The sequence below is a fragment of the Bacteroidia bacterium genome (genome assembly GCA_037045145.1).
Lineage (GTDB): Bacteria > Bacteroidota > Bacteroidia > AKYH767-A > OLB10 > OLB10.
In genome coordinates, this window is the sequence record JBAOIA010000012.1 from 903,247 (window position 1) to 927,232 (window position 23,986).

The following is a 23,986-nucleotide window of genomic DNA, read 5'->3' on the forward strand; positions in this document are numbered from 1 at the left end:
AACTACACAAATGAATAAAACAAGACTTGAAGCATTCAGCGATGGTGTGCTTGCCATAATAATTACCATCATGGTTTTAGAATTAAGAGTACCGCATGAAACAAGTTTAAAAGCACTTATAGTTTTATGGCCGGTATTTTTTAGTTACGTAATCAGCTTTATTTATGTTGGAATCTATTGGGGCAATCATCATCACTTATTGCACACCGTTCATCACGTAAACGGAAAAATAATCTGGGCCAATATGGGTTTACTATTTTGTCTTTCACTACTGCCATTTACTAGTGCGTGGATGGGTGAAAATATTACAGAGAAAATACCACTATTTATTTACGCTGTTAATTTGGCTGCTTGTGCTATTGCCTTCTATGCTCTTCAAATGTGTATCATGTCACACCATATTTATTCTACCAAACTTATTGAAGCTGTTAAAAAACAGAAAACCAAAGGAATGATCTCATTTGCAATTTACATACTAGCCGGCCTGATGGCATTTATGCAAACATGGATTAGTATGATTTTGATTGTCATACCAGCTGTTCTTTGGGTAATTCCTGATAAAAATATTGAAGCGGCACTTTCAGAAGAAAACAAAGAATAAACTTCTCTCTATTTTTTTCTGTGACTAAACCAGAGCATTAAACACCCCATTACATTGAAGTATTAGGAATAGTATATTATTCATTTCTTTTGATGGCAATCACCAAAAACTGACGAATTACTGACAAAAATCAGTAAATATTAAAAGTATTTATTTACTTTTATTGGAATTCTTTGATTACTTTTGTGCCATTAATTATACAAACACATATTATTATGCAAGCAGAAGTTGACAACATTTTAAACGTAACGTTATTAGAGCCAAGAATGAAACATCCTACCATTTTCGCACGCTTTGATGAACTGAGTCCGGGAGAGAGTTTAACTATTCATAACGATCATGACCCAAAGCCTCTTTATTATCAGCTTTTAGGTGAACGTGGCAACATATTTACATGGGAATATCTGGAACAAGGTCCCCAGTGGTGGAAAGTAAAAATTTCAAAACGCATTAGTGGCGAAAGCGATGAGACCCTCGGAGAAATTGTAGCAAAAGACATGCACAAGGCACAAATCTTTAAAAAATATGGTATTGATTTTTGCTGTGGTGGAAAGAAAACGGTTAAACAAGCTTGTGAAGAAAAAGGAATTGATGTTACCCTAGTTGAACAAGAGTTACAGAAAGCACAAAAAGTAGTTTCCAACAGACCACTACCCTACAATGAATGGAATCTGGATTTTCTGGCAGATTATATTGTGAACACACATCACACGTATGTAAAAAATAATCTTCCTGAAATCAGCGGATATGCAGCTAAAGTTGCAAGGGTACATGGGCATAATCATCCTGAGTTATTAAGAATAAATCAGTTGGTTGAGGCAATCAGTTCAGAGTTTTCATCACATCTGGTAAAAGAAGAGCAGGTGTTGTTTCCTTATATTAAACGTATGGTAGCAGCAAAAAACAACAAAGAATCTGTCCAGCAATCATCGATCGGATCAGTAAAAGGGCCAATCAATATGATGGAGATTGAACATGAATCGGCAGGTAAAAATATGAGTGAAATAAGAACACTCAGTAATGATTTTACTTTACCGGAAGATGCTTGTGCAAGTTACAGTTTACTGTTCAGATTACTTGAAGAATTTGAAGAAGATTTGCATACTCATGTGCACCTGGAAAACAACATTCTTTTTCCAAAAGCACTAGAGCTTGAAAAAGAGCTGATAACAAAATAAAAAAAACATTTAGTATTACTTTATAGTTCATTTAATTCCGGTAGTGTTTCATTAAATCTGACATAGACGAAAAGTCAATAAATACAGAGCAGCAGAAAGGTATGGTTTGTTATGTTTGTGATACCAGATGCAATTTTAGCTCTGTATTTATGTCAGGTTACTTATGAGTGAATTTCATCTTTATAAATTAAACCTGAAAAAGCTCGTTTTTCCAAATTCAAAGTATTCAGAACACTAAATTTTAAATAATTACACAATGGAAAATACTATAAACCCTGCACTTCAAACATGGACATCAGGAAGAGTGAGTGGTTTTTACGGCAAAGATTTACTGAATCTCAACAATGGTACAGTTAAGTTAGTAAAAATTGATCCACATGCAAAGTATCCGGAACATATACATCCGGACAAAACAGAATATGCATTTGTTTTAGAAGGCAATCCGGAGTTTTTTATCGAAGGCACTCATTATTCAGGTCAGCCGGGTGAATTTTTTATTTTCCCATCAGCGAAAAAGCATGCCATACAAAATAATACACCTTTAGAATGTACATTACTGATTGGTGCTATAACGGTTTAAAACAGTGAATCAAACCAATATCTTACTATAATTATGTACTGTTATTAAATGTTCTTCGATGACTATAAATGCCAATACAAAAATTGCTACTATACTAAAACACAATGCCGATGCACTTGATGCTATTGTAAGTATCAGTCCTAAGTTTGAAAAACTACGTAATCCGTTGTTAAGAAAAATTATGGCAGGTCGTACAAGTTTGGCAATGGCATCAAAAATTGGTGGATGTAGTGTAAATGACTTTTTTGTAAAGCTGCAACCTTTAGGTTTTGAGATTGACAGCACAATTCAAGCAATTGAGAAACCGGTCAGTAAAATGCCTGAGGTTTTTAATTCATTAAAAAAGGAGAATATTGTTTCACTTGATGTAAGACCTGTTTTAGCTACAGGCAGTGATCCATTAAACCTGATTCTTGAAAAAGTCAACAGTCTGGAAGCGGGAAAATGCTTAAAAATCATTAACACTTTTGAGCCTACTCCACTCATCAACATGTTAGAGAAAAAAGGTTTTATAACTTATACAGACACCATTAGTGATGACCTCATAGAAACATACTTCTACAAAAAGTCAGACAACAAGGGCGAAATAAATCCTGCTATTAACGCTTCTGGTGGATGGGATGAAATGATACAACATTACAGCAACAAACTTCAAACTATTGATGTTCGTGCTTTGGAGATGCCACTTCCAATGTTAACCATTCTTGATTCATTAGAAAAACTACCATCTGATTATGCATTATATGTTTATCATAAACGTATTCCTGTATTTTTGCTACCCGAATTAGCTGAAAAAAAATTCGATTATCGAATAAAAGAAATTTCTGATGGTGAAGTGCACCTGCTTATTTTTAAGATGTTATGAATTAAAGTATGATCATTACTGATTCTATAAAAACAACCTCCTATAAAGTAGTGTTGCCCTTTTATATTTATGCCGCATTTGCTTTTTTAATTTCTGCCATACTACTTTTAACGTCTTCTTCTGCTTTTACAGATCATTACTTTCAGCCTCACATTTTAGCCATCACACACCTGATGGCATTGGGTTGGGGAACAATGATTATTCTAGGTGCTAGTCATCAACTTGTACCTGTACTGATTGAAGGAAAACTTTACAGTGATAAATTAGCATATGCTTCATTTGTTTTTGCCGGAATTGGTATTCCATTACTAGTCTATGGATTTTATGCATTCAACATGCACAATCCTGCCAAATGGGGTGGCAGATTCATCTTATTGTCAATCATTGCATATTTAATTAATCTTGGGGTAAGCATGTCGCATAGCAAGAAAGAAAACATACACGCTTTATTTGTTTTTACCTCGGTATTGTGGTTGTTTCTTACAGGTGCTTTAGGACTTGCCTTAGTATATAACTTTACTTTCAATATGTTTCCGCATGATTCTTTACACTACCTTCCACTTCATGTGCATGCAGGTGTAATTGGCTGGTTTCTGATGTTGATAATAGGTGTAGGCTCAAGACTGATTCCCATGTTCTTGATTTCAAAATATACCAGCACAAAACTGCTGAAGTGGATTTTTGTACTCATAAACGGGGCGCTAATATCTTATATCCTGATTTTCTATTTTATTAAAATTACAGAAGTTATTTTATTGCCCTGGCTAATGCTTTTTGCAGGAATTGCACTCTTCATTTTTTATTGCTATTCGGCTTTCAAACATCGTATAAGAAAACAGGTTGATGAGCCCATGAAGGTTTCATTACTTGCTGTAATGCTGATAATAATTCCATTAATATTGTTGCTTATTGCTATTGTTACTGCCACCTTATACGCGCAGGAAAATATTGCATTGTCTTTGAGTTATGGATTTTTAATTTTCTTTGGATGGATAACTGCAATTATTTTGGGAATGACCTTTAAAACACTACCATTTATTGTGTGGAATAAGGTTTATCATAAACGCTCCGGAATCGGAAAAACTCCTAACCCAAAAGATTTATTTAGTAACACAGCTTTTAAAGTTATGAGTATGTCCTATATTGCAGGATTACTTTTATTTGTAACAGGTAGTTTAATGATTCAACTGTTATTAATTCAATGTGGTGCTGTTCTCATACTTACTGCAGCCTCACTATACGTGTTTAATGTTTTAAAAGTAGTTACACATAAACCCCGGCAAATATGAATGTAAAAACAAATAACAATTTAAAGTGTACAGTTGCTTTGGCAGCACTTGAGCATGTTGATGATCCTGAAATAGGACTCAATGTTGTTGACTTAGGATTGATATATGAAATTAATTTCGATGAGGAAGCAAAAAAAATAGCATGTACAATGACCTTAACAACTGAATTTTGTCCGATGGGTGAATCCATAACAGAAAATGCTAGAAATGCAGTACAACAAGTGTTTCCGGAATATTCAATAGATTTGAACCTGACTTTTGATCCATCATGGAATCCGGAAATGATTTCGGAAGAAGGTCGAACATTTTTAGGACGATAGTTATGCTAAGTTTAAGTTGTAAAGCCGCAATTAAAGCAGTCATTTTTCTCGGTTCGAAGTATGAATCGGGAGACAAAAGCGGTATAAAAGAAATTTCTAAACACATCAATGAAAACGAACATACCGTTGGGAAAATTTTACAAAAGCTGGTAAAGAACAATATCATAAATAGCGTTAAAGGTCCTAATGGTGGTTTTTATATTACACTAAAACAACGAAACCAATCCGTCATTAATATTGTTGAGGCAATTGACGGCAAAGATGTTTTTAAACAATGCGGCTTAGGTTTAACAAAATGTTCAGAGTCGCATCCTTGCCCTTTTCATAATGATTTTAAACCGGTGCGTGAGATGTTCAAAAGTATGTGTACACAAAAAAGAGTTTGTGATTTATATCAACATGTCAATAGCGGACTCTCCTATTTAGTTGGATAAAAAACTAATGTCCTGACGTAAAAAGTTATTGATGCCTTTTATTAATATAAAAATTGCTTTCGGCATAACAGAAAAAGTGAAATGAAAAACTAACTGAAGACTTTACGTGCTATAATAAAAATAATAGCTGCCAAAGCCCCGGAAACAGGAATGGTAAGAACCCATGCCCAAACAAGTTGAAGTGTAACACCCCAACGAACTGCAGAAATTCTTTTTGTAAGTCCAACACCAATAATAGAACCTGTAATGGTATGTGTTGTACTTACCGGTATTTTAAAATGTTGTGTAAAAAACAATGTAAATGCACCTGCTGCTTCAGCACTAAATCCTTCAAAGGGAGTAAGCTTGGTTACCCGTTGTCCCATCGTTTTTACAATTCGCCATCCGCCAAACATTGTTCCTAAAGCAATAGCTGTATAACAAGAAAGAGGAACCCACTCAGGTATGTGGTCAATATCCGAAATCATTCCATGTGAGAGCATAGCAGCTCCAACAATTCCAATTACTTTTTGAGCATCGTTGCCACCATGTCCAAGGCTATATGCCGCTGATGATAGCAATTGCAATTTTCTGAAAATCCTATCTACCTGAGATACATTTGATTTTCGGCACAAATGAATTGTAATAACAGAAATTATCCACGACACAATCATTCCAAGAATTGGAGCTAAAATGATAAAATAGACCGTTGGCATTACTTTATCAACCTGCAACGCACTAAAGCTTCCTGCATTTGCAATACCTGCACCTGCAAAACCTCCAATAAGTGTATGCGATGAACTGCTTGGAATTCCCCACCACCAGGTAAGCAAATTCCAAATAATAGCAGCAACAAGACCCGATGCAACTACCATTAAGGTTACACTGTCGGGTGTTACTGTTTTGGCAACGGTGTCTGCGACTTTTAGTTTAAAAATCCAATAAGCAAGAAAATTAAATGAAGCCGCCCAAATAACTGCTGTCAGCGGGCTTAACACTTTTGTTGATACAACTGTGGCTATGGAGTTTGCAGCATCATGAAACCCATTAATAAAATCGAAAACTAAGGCAAGAATGATTATCGCAATAAGTGCATGGGTCATATCATCAAGCCATTTTAACTATAATAGAATCTATGACATTGGCAGCATCTTCGCACATATCAGTTGCCGTTTCCAGTGCTGACAAAATTTCCTTGGTCTTAATTATCTCAACTGCATTAGTTTCTGTTTCAAACAGCCTTGCTACTGCATTATCAAAAATATCATCAGCATGATTTTCAATTGAGTTAATCAGAACCAGCGACTCTGAGATATTGCGCATATTCTTTTTATTCTTCAGCTCATAAATAACACGTCTTAGCTCTTCTGTTTGTGTTTGAAGCAACTCAGAAAGTTTCACCATGTCTGAAGAAAATTCTTTCACTTTATATAAATCTATTCTTTTTGATGAACCATGAATATAATCAAGTATATCATCTATAGCACTCACCAGTCTGTGAATGTCTTCTCTATCAAAAGGTGTAATAAAATTTCGGCTCAGTTCCTTAAAAATCTCATGTGTAATTTCATCTCCACGGTGTTCAAGTCTTTCTATTTCACGAATTAATTGTTTGCGTTGAGTGGCATCGGTTGAGGTAACTAACTGACACATGGTTTTTCCGGCTTCCTGCAGGTTTAATGCTGCCTGGTCAAAAAGTGGAAAAAACTTTTTATCCTGAGGGATAAAATATTGAATAAATGACATAAACCGATGTTTATTTAAAAGAATTATGCCGCAAAACTAAAAACACTGAGCAAAAATCGAAGTAATGTTAATAAAAAGTTATTCAAATAAATACATTATTTTTGAATCCTTATGAATATAACTTTTTATGGTGCTGCCCGAAATGTTACAGGCAGTAAGCACCTGATAGAGACTTCATCCGGCAAAAAAATATTACTTGATTGCGGATTTTTTCAAAACAGAGGTAAAGATAATGACAGGCTTAATCGCAGCTTTAACTTTGACCCTCAACAAATTGACCTGATGATTTTGTCACATGCCCACATAGATCATTCCGGTAATATTCCAAATCTTGTAAAACAAGGATTTAATAAAACCATCTTTACCACACAAGCTACTATTGATCTTTGTGAAGTGATGCTTGCCGATAGTGCCTATATTCAAAGTGGAGATATTGAATATGTCAACAGAAGACGAAAAAGGAACGGACAAAGTGCACTTGAAGCCATTTATGAAATTGAAGATGTAGAAAAAGCCATGAAGCTTTTTGCACCTGTGGCTGTCAACAAACGTTTTCATTTTGACGATGAAATTGCCTTTGAATTTACCGATGCAGGCCATATTTTAGGTAGCGTGAGTGTACATGTTTTCATTACAGAAAAAGGCAATACAAAACAAATAACTTTTAGTGGTGATGTAGGTCGTTTTAATGACTTAATCTTAAAAGCCCCTGCCCCTTTTTCGCAGGCTGATTACATTTTGTGTGAATCTACCTATGGAAACAAACTCCACGACCAATCAACAGATGCACGACAGAAATTATTACAAATTGTCAATAAAACATGTGTTGATCAAAAAGGCAAACTGATAATACCGGCATTCAGCCTGGGCCGTACTCAGGAAATTATTTACACATTAGACCGTTTTAAGACAGAAAACAAACTGCCATCAATACCTGTTTTTGTTGACAGCCCTCTTGCTATTGATGCAACTAATATTATGCGCAAACACAGTGAGTTTTTTAATGCTGACCTTGTAAATTACCTTCATTATGATGATGACCCATTTGGATTCAGCAATCTCAAATATGTTAGAAAAGTTGAAGAGTCTAAAAAAATTAATGACCTGAAAGGTCCTTGTATCATTATTTCTGCTTCAGGAATGATTGAAGCCGGCAGGATAAAACATCATATTAAGAACAACATTAATGACAGCCGAAACACCATTCTTATTGTTGGCTATTGTACACCTGAGTCAATTGGCGGGCATTTAATGCGAGGGGATAAAATCATTAAAATTTTTGGTAATGAATACCCTGTGAAAGCCAATGTTGAAGTAATTTCTTCCTTCAGTGCACATGCCGATTATTTGGAGTTGATAAAATATCTGTCTTGTCAGGATGCCTCTGCGGTTAAAAAACTTTTTTTGGTACATGGCGAATATGAAGTTCAAAAAGAGTTTAAAGAGAAATTAATTGAGGCTGGTTTTAAAAATGTTGAAATTCCGGAAGAATTACAATCCTTTAAACTTTAAGATTACTCAAGAAGGTAATCATTTTGCCTAATGCAATTTGTCTGTGACTGATTTTATTTTTTTCGTCAGCTGTCATTTCTGCAAAGGTTCGATTATAGCCATCAGGCATAAAAACAGGATCATATCCAAATCCTGAACTGCCACGTTCTGTATGGGTGATATTTCCATAGATTCTTCCTTCAAAATAATTTGCCTTACCACCACAAATTAGGCAAATAACGGTAACAAAACAGGCCTTTCTGTCCTTTATTCCTGAAAGATCCGCCAACAACTTCCTCCTATTTTCGGCATCGGTGGCATTTTTACCGGCATAGCGTGCCGAATAGATTCCCGGTGCATCATTTAATGCTGTAACACACAAGCCACTGTCATCAGCAAAACAATTCTTCTTAGTAAGTAATGCAACGGCACTGGCTTTTAGAAAGGCATTTTCCTGAAAAGTGGTTCCGGTTTCATCAATATCGGATTCAATTCCGGCCTCAGAAAGAGAATGAAAAATGTAACCGAAGGGCAGCATTTTACGTATCTCTTGCAATTTATGATTATTGTTGGAACAAAATATTAACTCATTCATTTTTTAAGTCAAAAATATATACATTTACTTTGTTTTAAAAACCACCTTAAAATGCAGAAAATATTTTTTGCTTTATCACTGTTATTCAGTTTAAGCAGAAATGCACAAGCACAATGCCCTACTGCCTCATTCTCATTACCTGACACTGTTTGCAGCGGCACTGCGCTACCCCTGATAAATACCTCTACAGGAAACGGATTAACCTATCAATGGGATTTCTGTCCACGCGAAATTCATGGCTTAACATCCTATAAATATTTCAGGTATAGCAACTATGTCTTAAATACAATGACTGATATGGATTTGCTAAAAGTAGGAAATGGCTATTATCTGATAACCATGGACAGCATAAGCAATAATTTTGTGGTAGGCTATATTGGTAACCATCTTTCAAATGAAGCAATCAGCCCAATAATTAATGGTGGTTTTACAAAATTAAATTGCTTTGACTTTATTGTTGAAGGCGATACCAATGTTTATGGATTAGCCGCCTACTCTCCTACCAGCACATTATATTTGATGACTTTCCCGGGTGGAATTCAGTCAACACCTGTTTTAACTCCATTGCCATCATTTAACTCAATAGCAAACCCTGCAGATATTAAAATTGTTCATGCTGACCAAAATTATTATGCCTTTATAGCAAGTACAGGGAACGGAAATGTTTCCTGCCTTTCATTTGGCAACACAATGACAAATACGCCTACAGAATTATATAACTTTAACATTTCCGGAAGTATTAAATTATCAGACATTGACATTGTAACAACTTGTGCACCACCTGTAGGTTTTGTTACTGATTCAAAAAATGGCGATCTGACTAAATTGTCGTTCGCCAATGGATTTGGCAACGCCCCTACCTTATCTGTTTTTACAGGCACAGGCTCAATTGGCAACAAATCTGTTACAATTACACAAGAATTTGAAAGCTATTTTGTTTGTTTTACAGATTCAGCTAATAAACAATTAAAATGGTTGCAGTTTAACGATAATAACTTCGCTAATACACCAACCGTTTATACATCACCTGCTTTTTATTTTGGCCCCAACCAAGCCGAATCAATTACTGATTCATCAATTACAAGGTTCATTGTAAATGACATTCCTACCCTGAACTTTGTTGACATGCTTTATTTCGATAGTTGTTATACCAAATACAGTGAAGATCAAAATCCTGTTTACAGTTTCTTCAATACAGGGTGGAATAAATTATCATTGACCGTTTCTGATTCAAATGGATATCAATCCATCGCCTTCGATAGTGTGTTTGTTATAACCGGACCCACATCGCAGTTTAGTTTTTCAGGCAATACTTGTTTTAACCCTAATGACAGCATCTCTTTTACAGATCAATCTTCTTCTCCCTCCGGACCAGTTACAGGATGGCTGTGGGATTTTGATGATGGAACCACCTCCACACAACAAAATCCACAACATGCATTTACCTCACCAGGAACCTATCAAGTTAAACTCACCATCACTGCTGGATGTGAAAAAGATACAGTAATACCGATAACTATTCATGCACTACCGGTTGTAAACTTCACTTATAATTTATCGTGTGCCAATTCTGCAACAACATTAACAGACCAGTCTTCATCGGCTGCAGGCTTACAGTCGTGGGTATGGAATTTTGGTGATGGCAGCCTTAGCAGTCAGCTGCAAAATCCTGATCATATATTTCAGTCTGGTGGTAATTACAACGTGCAACTCACAGTAACAGATAGTTTGGGATGTATTGATTCCTTAGTCAATACTGTGCAGGTAAAAGCAACCCCAAATGCTGCTTTTCTGACATTGCAAACATGCCTTGGCGACACAGTAAACCTAACAAACACTTCAACAATTAGTGACAGCACTGCACTAAGCTACTTTTGGGACTTTGGCAGCGGTATTACTTCAACGCAAACAGATACTGTTATTTATTTTACCACAGCAGGAAGCTATCCGGCAACATTAATTGCATATTCATCACAAGGTTGCTCCGACACACTCAATCAGAATATAGTCATTTCAACACCGCCCTCTGTAAACTTTGGTTTTCCAACAAGTAACTGTCAATACAATGCTATTGCTTTCAGTGATAGTACAATTGGTTTTAATCTTTCATCATGGCAATGGGATTTTGGTGATGGTGATACTTCTTCTCTTCAAAATCCATCACACGTTTATAATAATGCAGGCAATTACACAGTGCAACTAACCGTTTCTTCAGGTAATGATTGTGCTGCATCCTACTCTCAAACTATACAAATTCTCGAAGGGCCTTCTGCAGCATTCGTTACAGGCAACGGCTGTCAGGGAGTTTTAACCAATTTTACAGATCAATCAACTGTAAGCAGTGGTTCCAGCATTGTGCTATGGAACTGGTATTTTGGTGATGGTGATTCTTCTCAGACACAAAACCCCTCACACATTTACGCAGTTCCGGGAAGTTATAATGCGTTATTGCGTGTAACATCAAACAACGGTTGCCAGGACACCACATCACAGTTTGTTCAGATTTTTGAAAATCCTGTTGCAGGCTTCTATGTTCAACCGCTACGCTGTGCCAATACAGAAATATATTTTCTTGATACCAGCATTATAAGTAATGGCAGCATTTCACAATGGCAATGGCAGTTCAGCAATGGCAACACAAGCAATCTTCCCAATCCGTTTGCTATATTTAACAATGCAGGAAGTGCTTCAGCAACATTGACTGTGACGACATTAGATGGTTGCAGCAATAGCAAATCATTTAATTTTACTGTGCGATCACAACCGGATTTTACCATATCACATAACGGTGTTTGTAAAGGAAAACAAACTGCATTTAATTATTATCCGAATGGAAATATATCTGCCTATGCATGGACATGGTATTTTGGTGACAACACTTATGCCTTTACACCTAACGCCACACACTTATATGCTTCCACAGGAACCTATCCGTTTTCAATGGCTGTGACAGATTCATTCGGTTGCCAAAAAACAATTTACGACACATTGACCATATATCCTACTCCTGATGCAGCTTTCATATCAAATGGAATCTGCCAGAATTCACCTGTTGATTTTATTAACCAAACAGATAGTGTTAGCGCACAGATAAACGGATGGCATTGGTATTTTGGTGACGGCAATACTTCTTCACAACATTCACCTCAAAATATTTATAACGGTACCGGCAACTACACAGTATCACTAATAGCTTACGCTGCCGGAGGTTGTAATGACACCGTTGTTTCAGTAGTGAATATGAAACCTGTACCGGTCATTGCATTCAGTATTGTGCCGCCAACAGGTGCTCCCGGCAATAATGTTCAGATTATTAATAGTACCACCGGTGCAACATCCTATTCATGGGATTTTGGCGATGGATCACCCTTGAACCTAAATGAGAATCCAACGCATATTTTTAATGATACCGGAAGTTATGTAATTACACTTACTGCCTCAAGTATTTTTAATTGTACCGCTCAAATGCTAAAACCTTTTGATGTTATTGTTCCTTATGTTGACCTTTGGTTAAAATCATTGTCTTATACCATTAACGACAATTATCTTTCATTATCTGCATTATTGTCAAATGTAGGAAACACAACTGTCAACAATTTTGATTTATTGATACAGCCTGAAGGAAAAGGTTCTTTTATAGAAAACGGTAATGAAACAATACCTTATGCAACAGAAAAAAATTATGACTTACATACCAGTATTGCCATCAATCCGTCAGATTTGCCCGACTTTATTTGTGTGCGTATAAAAAATGTAAACAATAGCAATGATCTGAATCCGGATAACAACGAGAAATGCATTTCATTAATGCCGGAAAATGGAAGTATGACGGTAAGTCCTAATCCAATTGATGATTTATTATCTATTCAGTTGAATTTACCTGCAAGTGCAGAAATAACCTTAATACTTTATGATGCAGCAGGTAAAAAATTAAGCACACTTTATCAGGGTGCTTCAGATGCCGGTTTCAAAAACTTGAGCTTTAGACTCCCCTATCTGAGTAAAGGTGTTTACATTATTGGAGCTACATCAGAATCATTAAATAAAAGAGTAAAATTTATCAGACAGTAAAAATTATGATTCCATTTAACAAACCACATCTTACCGGCAAGGAAATAGACTTCATAAAAGAAGTATTTACCTCAGGAAAAATTTCGGGTGATGGGAATTTCACAAAACGCTGCCATCAGTTTTTACAACAGAAATATAACTTTAAAAAAGTTTTGCTTACCACATCATGCACTGATGCATTAGAAGCATGCGCTATTCTGCTTGATATAAAAGAAGGTGATGAGGTCATTGTGCCATCATACACATTCGTATCAACAGTAAATGCTTTTGTGCTGCGAGGTGCTAAAATAATTTTTGCAGACAGCAATCCTGATACAGCAAATATTGACGTAAATAAAATTGAATCATTAATTACATTGCGCACAAAGGCTATAGTACCTGTTCATTATGCCGGTGTTGCCTGCGACATGGATAGTATTAATGCCATTGCAGCAAAGCACAACTTATTTGTTGTTGAAGATGCAGCACAGGCAATTGATTCTTTTTATAAAGGAAAACCATTGGGCAGTTTAGGCCATTTGTCTGCATTTTCATTTCATGACACAAAAAATATTATAAGCGGTGAAGGCGGAATGTTGGTTATCAATGATGAGCGATTTGAAAAACGCGCTGAAATAATCCGGGAGAAAGGCACAAACCGTTCTGCGTTTTTCAGAGGAGAAGTGGACAAGTACGGTTGGGTTGATGTAGGTTCATCTTTCTTGCCAAGCGAAGTTACTGCAGCCATGTTGTTGGCACAACTAGAATCAATAGATAAAATTCAAACCAGAAGACTAGAAATTTGGAATCGTTATTTTAACTTACTGAAACCACTTGAAGCAAAAGGCTTTTTAAAGCTTCCTGTAATTCCGGATTATGCTACCAATAATGCACACATGTTTTTTATTGTTTTAAACGATCTTGAAACCAGAAGTAAGTTAATTGATCATCTTAAAAAGAATCATATCAGTGCTGTATTTCATTACATTTCTTTACATACATCTGCATACTATGCCACTAAGCATGATGGGCGTGTATTGCCTGTTTCGGATATGCTGACCAATCAACTATTACGTCTGCCTATGTTTTATGATTTAAAGAATGATGAAGTGGAATTCATTTGTCAGAAAATAACCGATTTTTTTACAACACTTTGAAAAAAATTGCACTGCTCTCAGACACACATGGGTTTATTGATCAGACAATAGTAAAATATTTGTTAGATGTGGACGAAATATGGCATGCAGGTGATTTTGGCAATATGGCAGTCAGCGATTTTTTAGCTTCTATAAAACCGTTGAAGGGGGTTTATGGAAATGTTGACGGGCAGGATGTAAGGAAAGTTCATCCGCTTCATCAGAAATTTCAAGTCGAAGGCGTTAAAGTCTGGATGACACATATTGGCGGTTACCCCGGAAATTATGCATCTGAAATTAAGAAATCCATTTATACGGAAAGACCTTCTCTTTTTATTTCCGGTCATTCACATATTTTGAAAGTTATGCCAGACCCTAAAATTCCGGGGCTGCTGCACATCAACCCTGGGGCAGCTGGTGTTCATGGTTTTCATCATGTACGCACAATGGTAAAGTTTACCGTTGATAAAAATAAAATTGGTGAGCTTGATGTGATTGAGCTCGCGCAAAGAGGCTCTCTCGAAAACAAAAATATCTTAGCGTAACCGGTCAGCTGAACGAACTAATTCTTCGTCCTTCTTAATGGCCTTTGAAGCAAGAAAAACCCAAACTATTGCAACAACTGTAATATAGGTTCCAATATGATAGACTACATGTGTAACGTCTGTTGCTCTGGTCTCTGATTGTTGAAAAATCAAAACCACAAGTACTACAATCAATAGCATTATCAACTGGCAAAGTCTGATTTGCTTTAAACGGTGTTTATATAATAACAAGTTCAATAAACTTAAAGCAATAACAACAGGAGTCAGAATCAGAATAGGGTAAAATGGTGCATTTTGAGTTTGAATATTGTCCTGAAAAGTTTTATGCCCCATAACATCAAAAACATGCATGGAAACAACACCATTTTCAGCGGTTTCTACCGAGCTGAAAGGCAGGAAAAACAAGCTGGCCATACTAGCAGCTACTGCAAGAAGATAGATTGACTGTATCCTTTGAATCATGTTTCTGAAATTTTAATGTGTCAAAAATAGGTTATGTGGTGAAATTATGCTTTTTAAAGAATCTTTTTTGCAAAAGAAAAATAATTGTTTTACGTTTGCACAGAATTTGAACGAAAGCCAAAGCATTTTTCCCCGTTCAAAAATCCGATTCCAATATAATATTTTATCATCCACAAGAACATAATTCTTTTTACTTTATACCTACAAATTCATGTACGATATTCTCGAACTTAGTGACAAGCTTGTAGCCGAGCTACGCGAAATTGCCAAAGAGCTTAACATTGAAAACTACGAAGGCTTAAAAAAACAGGACCTTATCTATAAGATTCTTGACCATCAGGCTATACATCCGGAATTGGCAAAATCAAAAAAAGCCGATAAGCCCAAAGATGAAAAACCGCGTCATGAGAAACCGCGTCATGAGAAAAAGGAACATAAACCTGCTGCCGCACCAGCTGCTGCAGAAAAACCTGTTGAAGAACCTGTAACAGCATCTGTTGCTAATGAAGTAACATCAGAAACAAAAGCCCAGGATGATGCCGATAAGCCTAGAAGAAAAAGAATTATTCCTGCCGGAGTACCACAAAAAAATGAATCTCCTCAACAAGTTGTCAATAAAACAACTGAAGTTACTCCTGCACCACAGGAAGTTATAACACCACCTGCAAAAACAGCTATTGAAGAAAGACCACAACAAAATCAACAGCCGCAGCAACAACAGCAAAACGATTTTCAACAAAGGAACAGAGAGCGTAGATTTCCGGACAATCAACAACAAAATAATTTTCGTCCGCAGAACGACTACTTTGAGTTTGATAATGCCATCAATGCAGAAGGTGTTTTAGAAATTATGCCTGAAGGATATGGCTTTTTGCGCTCATCAGACTATGACTATTTAAGTTCACCGGATGATGTGTATGTTGGACAATCACAGATTAAAGCGTTTGCATTAAAAACAGGTGATACTGTAAAATGCAAAGTTCGTCCACCACGTGAAGGAGAAAAATTCTTCCCACTGACGAAGGTAGAATTGATAAACGGCCTTGAACCTACAATTGTTCGCGACCGTATTCCATTTGATTATCTGACACCACTTTTCCCATTTGAGAAACTAAATCTTTCCGGAGAGAACAGCACCATGAGCACAAGAATTATGGATATGTTTTCACCTATTGGAAAAGGACAACGTGGGTTAATAGTTGCGCAACCGAAAACAGGTAAGACAGTACTTTTAAAAGAAGTTGCCAATGCTATTGCGGCCAACCATCCTGAAGTATATCTGATAGTATTGTTGATTGATGAAAGGCCTGAAGAGGTTACAGATATGGCACGCAGTGTGAAAGCCGAAGTTATTTCTTCGACCTTTGATGAACCTGCCGACAAGCATGTAAAAATTGCCAACCTTGTTTTAGAAAAAGCTAAACGTTTGGTAGAATGTGGGCATGATGTTGTAATTGTATTGGATTCCATTACACGACTGGCTCGTGCCTATAATACCACTGCACCTGCGTCCGGAAAAATATTATCCGGTGGTGTTGACTCGAACGCACTTCACAAGCCAAAAAGATTTTTTGGTGCAGCACGTAAAATAGAAAAAGGCGGTTCATTAACCATCATTGCAACAGCGTTAATTGACACCGGTTCAAGAATGGACGAAGTAATCTTCGAAGAATTTAAAGGTACGGGTAATATGGAGTTGCAGCTTGACCGCAAGCTAAGTAACAAACGCGTTTATCCGGCAATTGATTTAGTTGCTTCAAGTACAAGACGTGAAGATCTTTTGCTGGACAGAAAAATGTTGGAGCGTATGTGGATTTTAAGAAATCACTTAGCCGACATGAACCCAATGGAAGCTATGGAATTTTTGCTTGACCGTTTAAGAGGAACAAAATCAAACGAAGAGTTTCTTATTTCGATGAACAGTTAGAAGTTTGAAGAATTTGGAAATTATCGTGTTGGAGAATTGGTGATTTGAAGAGCGTGAAATGTGGAATTTAATGGTGTTTCTTTAATTACGACTATTTGAGCCTTGCAACCTGACAAATACAAGCAATTCACTATTTATTATTGTTCTGCATTTTTCAATTTCCAAATGGATCCGTTTTTTGTTGTAAGTTTTTCTAACTTACCATTTGCCACCAAATCAGTAAGTACTTGTTCGCTTTGTTGTCTTGCTGTTCCTGTCAGTACAGAAAATTCCTTTGCTGTTAATGACTGATAGTGTGAAAATACTGCTGCCGTACTTTTGTCATAGTTGATTTTTTGTACATCAGGCAGAAGTTTAATGATTGTGCTCTCAAAGGCATCATAGGGTTTTGATCCAAATACAGTTTCTGTCCTTCCCAATGTATCTGTAAAAAACATAGTCGGAAAACCTCTTACACCTAACTGCTTGCCTAATGCTAAGTCTTCATTAAAAAGCTCTTTTGCTCTTCCATCGTAATCTTCTTTAAACTTATTTAAATTTAATCCCACAGACTTAGCTGCCGATTCTAAATTTTCCCACTTTGTTATATTCCGTTTCTTTAGAAAAACCATTTCTCTTATCTCTCTTAAAAACAGAATTGCTTTCTCATGATCTTGCATTTGGGCTGCCTTTACTGCAATAGAGGGTGGATAGGATGATTGTAATGGGTCTTCTAACCAAACATCACCGTCAATTGGCATATCATAATAAACACTAACCTCATCCCAATGGTGAGCAACATCTGATGGCTTACTTATTCCTCCACTATTGTAACTCCAGTCGGGCAACAAACCTCCCATTCTGTATTCTATTTCAATAATGTTACCGTACTCCAATTTTAATTTGCGTAGCTGTGGCTCAATGCCCCAACAAGAAGAACAAATCGGGTCAGTATAGTAAATTACTTTTATTAGTTTCTTTTCTGATTTTATGTTGCTGCTTTCTGTTATAGTATGTCCTTTAACCGGGATTTCGCAAATACCACTGTCAGGATTGCATAATAAAGGATTGTTTTTCTCCATTTTCTTTTTTGTTTGAGCATGGCAATTGATACTGCCGAATGCAAATATTATTACTACTATTAAATAAGGCAACTTCATTTTTTTATTGTCTTACTTTCACTTTTAATGCCTGAATATAAATAAGGCACTAAGCATGATGATACCAATGAGTAGTACTATCAACAATCGTTTGTCAAAGGGAGGAGTTTCGTTTATAATTTGCTTTTTGAGCTGCGTGATAATATCACTTAGTTTGTTGAAACTTTCAGGTGATTTTACAATATAGTCAAATGCGCCCATCTTAATAGCCATAGCTGCTACATCAGGGTCTTCCTGTCCGGTAAACATTACTACACGTACAGTTTTATTGGCTTGCCTGATGTGTGAAAGAACGGTTAATCCATCCATGGCATCTTTATCATAAAGACTCAGGAAGTAATCAAGTATAATTAAATCGGGACCTAATTTTAAATCAATGAGGGCATCCTCACCAGTCTTATATAGGTTGATTTCAATATCAGGAAAATGCTCTGTTAGGTAATCTACAATCATTTTCTGCAGATGACGATCATCTTCAACAACAAATACCAAAAACTTTTTCTGCGTCATGAGCTTTAAATATGTTTGTCAGCTATTAAGCGTAAGAATTCACTACGTGTTCTGTCATTTTCGAATTCGCCAGTAAATGCAGAAGTTGTTGTTACAGAGTTTTGTTTTTGAATACCGCGCATTTGCATGCAAAGGTGTCTGGCTTCAATAACTACTGCCACTCCAAGAGGCGACAAGGTTTCCTGAATGGCATCTCGAATCTCAACAGTAAGTCTTTCCTGCACCTGCAATCTGCGGGCAAAGACATCAACAACACGTGGTATCTTGCTCAGCCCTACAATGTAATTGTTGGGAATGTAGGCAACATGTGCTTTGCCAAAAAATGGTAACATGTGATGTTCACATAAAGAATATACTTCAATATCTTTTACAATAACCATTTGTTTGTAATCTTCTCGAAAGCGTGCCGACTCTAAAATTTCTTTTGCATTCAAGTGATAGCCCTGTGTGAGAAACTGCATTGCTTTTGCAACACGTTCCGGTGTTTTAACAATACCCTCGCGTGAAGTATTTTCTCCCAGGTTCTGCAAAACTTCAAAATAACTTTGTGACAATTTGTTTAATGAATCATGATTGTAATGGTCTATCTTACGATATCCCTCCGGGTCATCATCATCATCAATTAAATTCTGTGGGCCTTTATTCATTTTTCGTTTCCAAAATATTCAACAAAATTATTTTCTGTTTCAAAGAGTTTAACAGCATGAAGTAAGGCTCCATGACTCCCAATGGCATCATGTAACTGATTCCATATCTGCACTGCAAGCATTTCTGTTGATGCCATAATTCCCTGCATAAATTTCACATCGAGATTGATGTTTTTATGGTCTAGCGGATCAATTACTTTTTCTTTAACAATCTGGCTTAAAACTTTCAAATCAATCACAAAACCTGTTTCAGGATTAGGTATGCCTTTGACTGTTATAAATAACTCATAATTATGACCATGCCAATTTGGATTAGAGCATTTGCCAAATACCTCTTTGTTTTTTTCCTCACTCCATTCCGGCTTATACAATTTATGAGCTGCATTAAACCGTTCTTTTCTGGTAATATAAATCATTCAATAGATGAATTTCTGCAAAGGTAAAAATCTCAACCAATGCCACTGTTAAAACATTAATTTTACACCCTGTGAATATACTGATAATTGCAGCAACAAAACAAGAAATAAGCCTCTTTCAGATAGAAAAATCTGAAGAAATTCATATTTATAAGGGTCATAAGGTAGAAACGCTGATATCAGGTCCAGGGATTCTGGCAACAGCTTTTCATCTGACCAAGAAACTGAAAGAAAAGCACTTTGATTTGGTTATTAATGCAGGTATTGCCGGAAGTTTAGATGAAAATATTAATCCTGGTGAAGTTGTTCAGGTAATTTCCGAACAGATTGCTGATAGTGGTTCTGAAGATCATGAAAATTTTATTAATCTTTTCGATTTAGGATTAATTGATGGCAATGAATTTCCTTTCAAAGAAAAATGGCTTACTCCAAAAATTATTACAACACATTCTTTAGAAAAAACTAAAAAAGTAAATGCCATTACTGTCAACAAAGCTCATGGTAATGAAAACAGTATTAAACAGTTGAAAAAAACGAATACAGGTCAAATTGAGTCGTTAGAAGGTGCTGCCTGTTTTTATGTTTGTATGATGCTGAATGCAGATGTTGTTCAGCTTAGAGCTATCAGCAACATGGTTGAGCCTCGTAATCGTAACAACTGGAAAATTGAGTTGGCGGTTACTCATTTAAATGCTTCGTTAAATAATTTACTCCATGAACTACTTCCGTCAGAATAAAGAAATACAGAACCCCATAAGGATTCCAACGGCAGTAAGAAAAATGCTTGATTCCGGTGAGAGTGAATTTCTGGATTTTAAGAAAGAAATTACCAGCGTACATAAGATTGCAAAAACAATAAGCTCTTTTGCGAATTGTAATGGAGGAAAATTATTGATAGGAGTAAATGATGATAGAACTGTTTGTGGCATCATTCCGGAAGAAGAAAAATTTATGATTGATAAGGCTGCAACAAATTATTGCAATCCCATGGTTGCAGTTGCATTTAAAGAGTGGCAATGTTCGGACAAAATTATTCTGGAAGTATCTGTGCCGGAGAGTGAGCATAAACCAGTTTTTGCCAAAGACGAAAACGAAAAGTGGTGGGTATATATGCGCATCAAAGATCAGACCCTGCTGACCAGCAAGGTGATGGTTGATGTTTTACGAAAGAAAACAGACAGCAGGTCAACACTAATTGAATTTTCGGAAAAAGAAAAAGCATTGATGGAGTATTTAATTATCCATAAAAGAATAACATTGAAACAATATTGCAAGCTCATTAACATTTCGCGTTGGCGGGCAACAAGAATTATTGTAAATCTGATAAGTGTTGGTGTTTTAAAAGCCAATCATTCAGAGAAAGTAGAATTTTATACACTTGCCTGATGGAATTATTTTACAGCACAGCTATTGAAGATAATACTATTTCGTTAGATGAAGTAGAAAGTGCTCATTGCTTACGTGTGCTTCGTCATAAAATTGGCGACCCTATTGCAGTTACCGATGGAAAAGGCAACAGCTATAAGGGAATCATTTCTGCTGCATCAAAAATCTGCAAGGTTGAAATAACAGCACACCACTTTGAAAACCCTACGAGCAATCAATTACACATTGCTATTGCACCTCCGAAGTCAATTGACAGGTTTGAATGGTTCTTAGAAAAAGCAACTGAACTAGGTATTGAAAAAATTACACCGCTGCAATGTCGCTACAGCGAACGTAAACATATAAATGCTGAACGGTGTAGTAAGATATTATTATCAGCAATGAAACAAAGCAACAGAGTTTATTTGCCATTACTGCATGAAATGATGTCGTTTGAGAAATTCATTACAACTGCTTCACCAGCAAAAAAACTGATTGCGCATTGTGAAGAGAGTGTAAAAATTACGCTTGAAAAATCAATTTCAGCAGCACAGATAATAGTACTTATAGGTCCGGAAGGTGATTTCTCACAACATGAAATTAAACTTGCCAATGACGCAGGTTATGAAAATATTTCTCTTGGTGAAAAAAGGCTACGTACAGAAACTGCAGCCTTGCATGTTTGCAGTGCATTTGCACTTAAAAACAGATCAGGTCAATCGTAAAAACGACTGACCTGATTCAAAAGAGTTTTAAGCTAATGTTGCGCTTAAAGTAATGTCGGTATTCAGAAGTTTTGAAATAGGACAATTGGCTTTTGCCTCATTGGCACACTCTTCAAATTTTTCTTTTGTGATACCTGCAACTTTTGCATTCAGAATAAGGTGTGAGTTGGTTATTGCGCCATTATCAAGTGTAATTTCGCATTTTGTTTCAATGGCATCCGGAGTAAATCCTGCAGCACCTAAAACAAAACTTAATTTCATACTGAAACAGCCTGCATGTGCTGCTGCTATCAGTTCTTCGGGGTTGGTACCTACTCCATCTTCAAAGCGTGTATTATAAGAATACTGTGATTGATTCAAGACAGTGCTTTGTGTTGTTACTTTTCCCTTACCTTCTTTGCCTGAGCCATTCCAAAAGGCTGTTGCATTTCTTTTAATTGCCATAATGATTTTTAATGTTTGAGTTATTTAATTTTATATTTATTCGTATTGATTAACATTTACTGACTGCAAAAAGTTTATTGAAGTCTGTATATCTGTATAAAGTATCCTGTCTTTATTCATAAATGAAACTTCTTTTCTGAAAAGACTCATAAAAGATTCCAATGGAGCAGATGATTTTAAAGGTCTTCTGAATTCAAATGCCTGTGCGGCATTGAGCAACTCAATTGCCAATACCTTCTCTGTATTATGGAGTACTTTATACAATTTTGTTGCTGCATTGGCACCCATGCTCACATGATCTTCCTGTCCATTGCTTGATACAATACTATCAACAGATGCTGGCATACACAATTGTTTGTTCTGGCTTACAATAGAAGCTGCCGTGTATTGTGGAATCATCATTCCGGAATTCAGCCCAGGATCTGCAACAAGGAATGAAGGCAAACCACGTTGTCCGGAAATAAGTTGATAGGTTCTGCGCTCGGAGATATTTGCCAACTCACTTAATGCAATAGCTAAAAAATCAAGAACTAATGCCAAGGGCTGTCCATGAAAATTTCCTGCTGAAATGACTAAATCATCGTCAGGAAAGACTGTGGGATTATCGGTAACAGAATTTATTTCATTAAATATCACATAGCTCACATAATCCAGTGCATCTTTACTGGCACCATGCACTTGCGGAATACACCTGAATGAATAGGGGTCCTGAACATGTGCTTTCTTTCTACTTATCATCTCACTATCCGACAATAACTGACGGTAACGCAATGCTGTTGCTATCTGCCCTTTATGTGGGCGTATCTGATGAATGAGGTGATGAAATGGTTCAATTCTGCCATCGAAAGCATCTAATGACAGCGCTCCGATTATATCTGCAAGCAACATCAAACGTTGCGACTGCATAACTGCGTAAGTGCCATAGGCGTTCATAAACTGTGTGCCGTTCAGTAAAGCCAGTCCTTCTTTTGACTGTAGCTTGATGGGCTGCCAGCCAAACTGATTGAGTACTTCTGCTGATGGCACCTTCTTTCCATTAAAATACACTTCACCCATACCGATGAGTGGCAGGCACAGATGTGCCAACGGAGCCAAATCTCCTGATGCACCTAAAGAACCCTGTGTATAAACAACAGGAAATATTTCGTGATTATAAAAATCAATCAAACGTTGAACAGTCTGCAACTGTACACCGGAGTTGCCATAACTAAGTCCCTGAATTTTCAGAAATAACATTAACTTAACAATAGCAACCGGCACTTCATCACCACAACCACAGGCGTGAGACATCACCAAATTCTCCTGTAGCTTTCCCAAATCTGCAACATCAATACTCTTGTTGTACAAAGAGCCGAAACCTGTGTTAATACCATAAACCGGCTCAGCCAGTGAGCCGACTTTAACATCGAGATAACTACGGCAATGCGCAATACGTTTAACTACATCTTCAGATAACTCAAGAGCAGCTTTACTTTCAATAATTTGATTAAGTGTTTTAAAATCCAGATGTTGTGATGATATCTGATGTTTCATATTTTTACT

25 protein-coding genes are annotated in these 23,986 nt (G+C 36.5%); 15 read left to right on the forward strand and 10 right to left on the reverse strand.

Annotated features, from left to right (window positions below):
- Positions 1-10: 10 nt before the first annotated feature.
- The 7 genes from V9G42_13280 to V9G42_13310 all read left to right on the forward strand — a co-directional run bounded on the left by V9G42_13280 (position 11) and on the right by V9G42_13310 (position 5,267).
- A complete protein-coding gene (locus V9G42_13280; GenBank protein MEI2760395.1) occupies positions 11-601 on the forward strand; it encodes a TMEM175 family protein in 591 nt (196 codons plus the stop codon).
- A gap of 215 nt (positions 602-816) precedes the next feature.
- Positions 817-1,779, forward strand: coding sequence for an iron-sulfur cluster repair di-iron protein (gene ric, locus V9G42_13285; GenBank protein ID MEI2760396.1), 963 nt, complete (start codon positions 817-819; stop codon positions 1,777-1,779).
- A gap of 256 nt (positions 1,780-2,035) precedes the next feature.
- Positions 2,036-2,359 (forward strand): cupin domain-containing protein, encoded by a 324-nt coding sequence (locus tag V9G42_13290; GenBank protein ID MEI2760397.1) that lies wholly within the window; start codon positions 2,036-2,038, stop codon positions 2,357-2,359.
- A gap of 58 nt (positions 2,360-2,417) precedes the next feature.
- Positions 2,418-3,224: a DUF2249 domain-containing protein gene (locus V9G42_13295; protein MEI2760398.1), complete on the forward strand. Its 807-nt coding sequence runs from the start codon at positions 2,418-2,420 to the stop codon at positions 3,222-3,224.
- Positions 3,225-3,232: 8 nt separating this feature from the next.
- On the forward strand, positions 3,233-4,513 hold the full coding sequence (locus V9G42_13300) for a cytochrome C oxidase subunit I (GenBank protein ID MEI2760399.1): 1,281 nt from the start codon (positions 3,233-3,235) through the stop codon (positions 4,511-4,513).
- The gene (locus V9G42_13305; protein MEI2760400.1) at positions 4,510-4,833 is read left to right on the forward strand and encodes a metal-sulfur cluster assembly factor; all 324 of its coding nucleotides are present in this window, start codon (positions 4,510-4,512) and stop codon (positions 4,831-4,833) included. Before V9G42_13300 ends, V9G42_13305 begins: the two co-directional genes overlap by 4 nt.
- A gap of 2 nt (positions 4,834-4,835) precedes the next feature.
- Positions 4,836-5,267, forward strand: coding sequence for an Rrf2 family transcriptional regulator (locus tag V9G42_13310; protein MEI2760401.1), 432 nt, complete (start codon positions 4,836-4,838; stop codon positions 5,265-5,267).
- 89 nt (positions 5,268-5,356) lie between these two features.
- On the opposite strand, the gene V9G42_13315 is transcribed toward V9G42_13310, so the two are convergent.
- Together V9G42_13315 and V9G42_13320 are read right to left on the reverse strand one after the other, a co-directional pair.
- The gene (locus V9G42_13315) at positions 5,357-6,349 is read right to left on the reverse strand and encodes an inorganic phosphate transporter (protein ID MEI2760402.1); all 993 of its coding nucleotides are present in this window, start codon (positions 6,347-6,349) and stop codon (positions 5,357-5,359) included.
- A 4-nt stretch (positions 6,350-6,353) separates the two neighbouring features.
- Positions 6,354-6,992 carry a DUF47 family protein gene (locus V9G42_13320; protein ID MEI2760403.1) on the reverse strand — a complete coding sequence of 213 codons (639 nt, stop codon included), beginning with the start codon at positions 6,990-6,992 and terminating at the stop codon, positions 6,354-6,356.
- Between the two features lie 111 nt (positions 6,993-7,103).
- Here V9G42_13320 and V9G42_13325 point away from each other — a divergent pair, with 111 nt between their 5' ends.
- Complete coding sequence (locus tag V9G42_13325) at positions 7,104-8,504, forward strand: MBL fold metallo-hydrolase (GenBank protein ID MEI2760404.1); 1,401 nt, start codon at positions 7,104-7,106, stop codon at positions 8,502-8,504.
- On the opposite strand, the gene rdgB is transcribed toward V9G42_13325, so the two are convergent.
- Complete coding sequence (gene rdgB, locus V9G42_13330) at positions 8,494-9,078, reverse strand: RdgB/HAM1 family non-canonical purine NTP pyrophosphatase (protein MEI2760405.1); 585 nt, start codon at positions 9,076-9,078, stop codon at positions 8,494-8,496. The two genes, V9G42_13325 and rdgB, sit on opposite strands and share 11 nt — an antisense overlap.
- Before the next feature lie 51 nt (positions 9,079-9,129).
- On the opposite strand from rdgB, the gene V9G42_13335 reads away from it, so the two are divergent.
- Genes V9G42_13335 through V9G42_13345 form a run of 3 tightly spaced genes read left to right on the forward strand, consistent with a single transcriptional unit; the run spans position 9,130 to position 14,809 of the window.
- On the forward strand, positions 9,130-13,149 hold the full coding sequence (locus V9G42_13335; protein ID MEI2760406.1) for a PKD domain-containing protein: 4,020 nt from the start codon (positions 9,130-9,132) through the stop codon (positions 13,147-13,149).
- Between the two features lie 5 nt (positions 13,150-13,154).
- Positions 13,155-14,285, forward strand: a complete 1,131-nt coding sequence (gene rffA, locus V9G42_13340) for a dTDP-4-amino-4,6-dideoxygalactose transaminase (GenBank protein ID MEI2760407.1) — start codon at positions 13,155-13,157, stop codon at positions 14,283-14,285.
- Complete coding sequence (locus tag V9G42_13345; GenBank protein MEI2760408.1) at positions 14,282-14,809, forward strand: metallophosphoesterase family protein; 528 nt, start codon at positions 14,282-14,284, stop codon at positions 14,807-14,809. The genes rffA and V9G42_13345 overlap by 4 nt, the downstream gene beginning before the upstream one ends.
- On the opposite strand, the gene V9G42_13350 is transcribed toward V9G42_13345, so the two are convergent.
- A complete protein-coding gene (locus tag V9G42_13350) occupies positions 14,801-15,271 on the reverse strand; it encodes a DUF4293 domain-containing protein (GenBank protein MEI2760409.1) in 471 nt (156 codons plus the stop codon). The genes V9G42_13345 and V9G42_13350 overlap by 9 nt on opposite strands.
- 211 nt (positions 15,272-15,482) lie before the next feature.
- Here V9G42_13350 and rho point away from each other — a divergent pair, with 211 nt between their 5' ends.
- Positions 15,483-17,198 carry a transcription termination factor Rho gene (rho, locus tag V9G42_13355; protein ID MEI2760410.1) on the forward strand — a complete coding sequence of 572 codons (1,716 nt, stop codon included), beginning with the start codon at positions 15,483-15,485 and terminating at the stop codon, positions 17,196-17,198.
- 137 nt (positions 17,199-17,335) lie between these two features.
- On the opposite strand, the gene V9G42_13360 is transcribed toward rho, so the two are convergent.
- The 4 genes from V9G42_13360 to V9G42_13375 all read right to left on the reverse strand — a co-directional run bounded on the left by V9G42_13360 (position 17,336) and on the right by V9G42_13375 (position 19,910).
- Positions 17,336-18,259, reverse strand: a complete 924-nt coding sequence (locus tag V9G42_13360) for a ClpXP adapter SpxH family protein (GenBank protein MEI2760411.1) — start codon at positions 18,257-18,259, stop codon at positions 17,336-17,338.
- 102 nt (positions 18,260-18,361) lie between these two features.
- Positions 18,362-18,847 carry a response regulator gene (locus V9G42_13365; GenBank protein ID MEI2760412.1) on the reverse strand — a complete coding sequence of 162 codons (486 nt, stop codon included), beginning with the start codon at positions 18,845-18,847 and terminating at the stop codon, positions 18,362-18,364.
- A gap of 5 nt (positions 18,848-18,852) precedes the next feature.
- The gene (gene folE, locus V9G42_13370) at positions 18,853-19,494 is read right to left on the reverse strand and encodes a GTP cyclohydrolase I FolE (GenBank protein ID MEI2760413.1); all 642 of its coding nucleotides are present in this window, start codon (positions 19,492-19,494) and stop codon (positions 18,853-18,855) included.
- Positions 19,491-19,910 (reverse strand): 6-carboxytetrahydropterin synthase, encoded by a 420-nt coding sequence (locus tag V9G42_13375; GenBank protein ID MEI2760414.1) that lies wholly within the window; start codon positions 19,908-19,910, stop codon positions 19,491-19,493. Before V9G42_13375 ends, folE begins: the two co-directional genes overlap by 4 nt.
- 71 nt (positions 19,911-19,981) lie before the next feature.
- On the opposite strand from V9G42_13375, the gene mqnB reads away from it, so the two are divergent.
- Genes mqnB through V9G42_13390 form a run of 3 tightly spaced genes read left to right on the forward strand, consistent with a single transcriptional unit; the run spans position 19,982 to position 22,000 of the window.
- The gene (gene mqnB, locus V9G42_13380) at positions 19,982-20,647 is read left to right on the forward strand and encodes a futalosine hydrolase (GenBank protein ID MEI2760415.1); all 666 of its coding nucleotides are present in this window, start codon (positions 19,982-19,984) and stop codon (positions 20,645-20,647) included.
- Entirely contained in the window at positions 20,625-21,296 is a 672-nt protein-coding gene (locus V9G42_13385; protein ID MEI2760416.1) for an RNA-binding domain-containing protein, read from the forward strand. Before mqnB ends, V9G42_13385 begins: the two co-directional genes overlap by 23 nt.
- Positions 21,296-22,000: a 16S rRNA (uracil(1498)-N(3))-methyltransferase gene (locus V9G42_13390; GenBank protein MEI2760417.1), complete on the forward strand. Its 705-nt coding sequence runs from the start codon at positions 21,296-21,298 to the stop codon at positions 21,998-22,000. The genes V9G42_13385 and V9G42_13390 overlap by 1 nt, the downstream gene beginning before the upstream one ends.
- A gap of 27 nt (positions 22,001-22,027) precedes the next feature.
- Here the strand turns inward: V9G42_13390 and V9G42_13395 are convergent, their stop codons facing one another.
- Together V9G42_13395 and hutH are read right to left on the reverse strand one after the other, a co-directional pair.
- Positions 22,028-22,444 carry an OsmC family protein gene (locus V9G42_13395; protein ID MEI2760418.1) on the reverse strand — a complete coding sequence of 139 codons (417 nt, stop codon included), beginning with the start codon at positions 22,442-22,444 and terminating at the stop codon, positions 22,028-22,030.
- A 36-nt stretch (positions 22,445-22,480) separates the two neighbouring features.
- Positions 22,481-23,977, reverse strand: a complete 1,497-nt coding sequence (gene hutH / locus V9G42_13400) for a histidine ammonia-lyase (GenBank protein ID MEI2760419.1) — start codon at positions 23,975-23,977, stop codon at positions 22,481-22,483.
- Between the last annotated feature and the right edge of the window lie 9 nt (positions 23,978-23,986).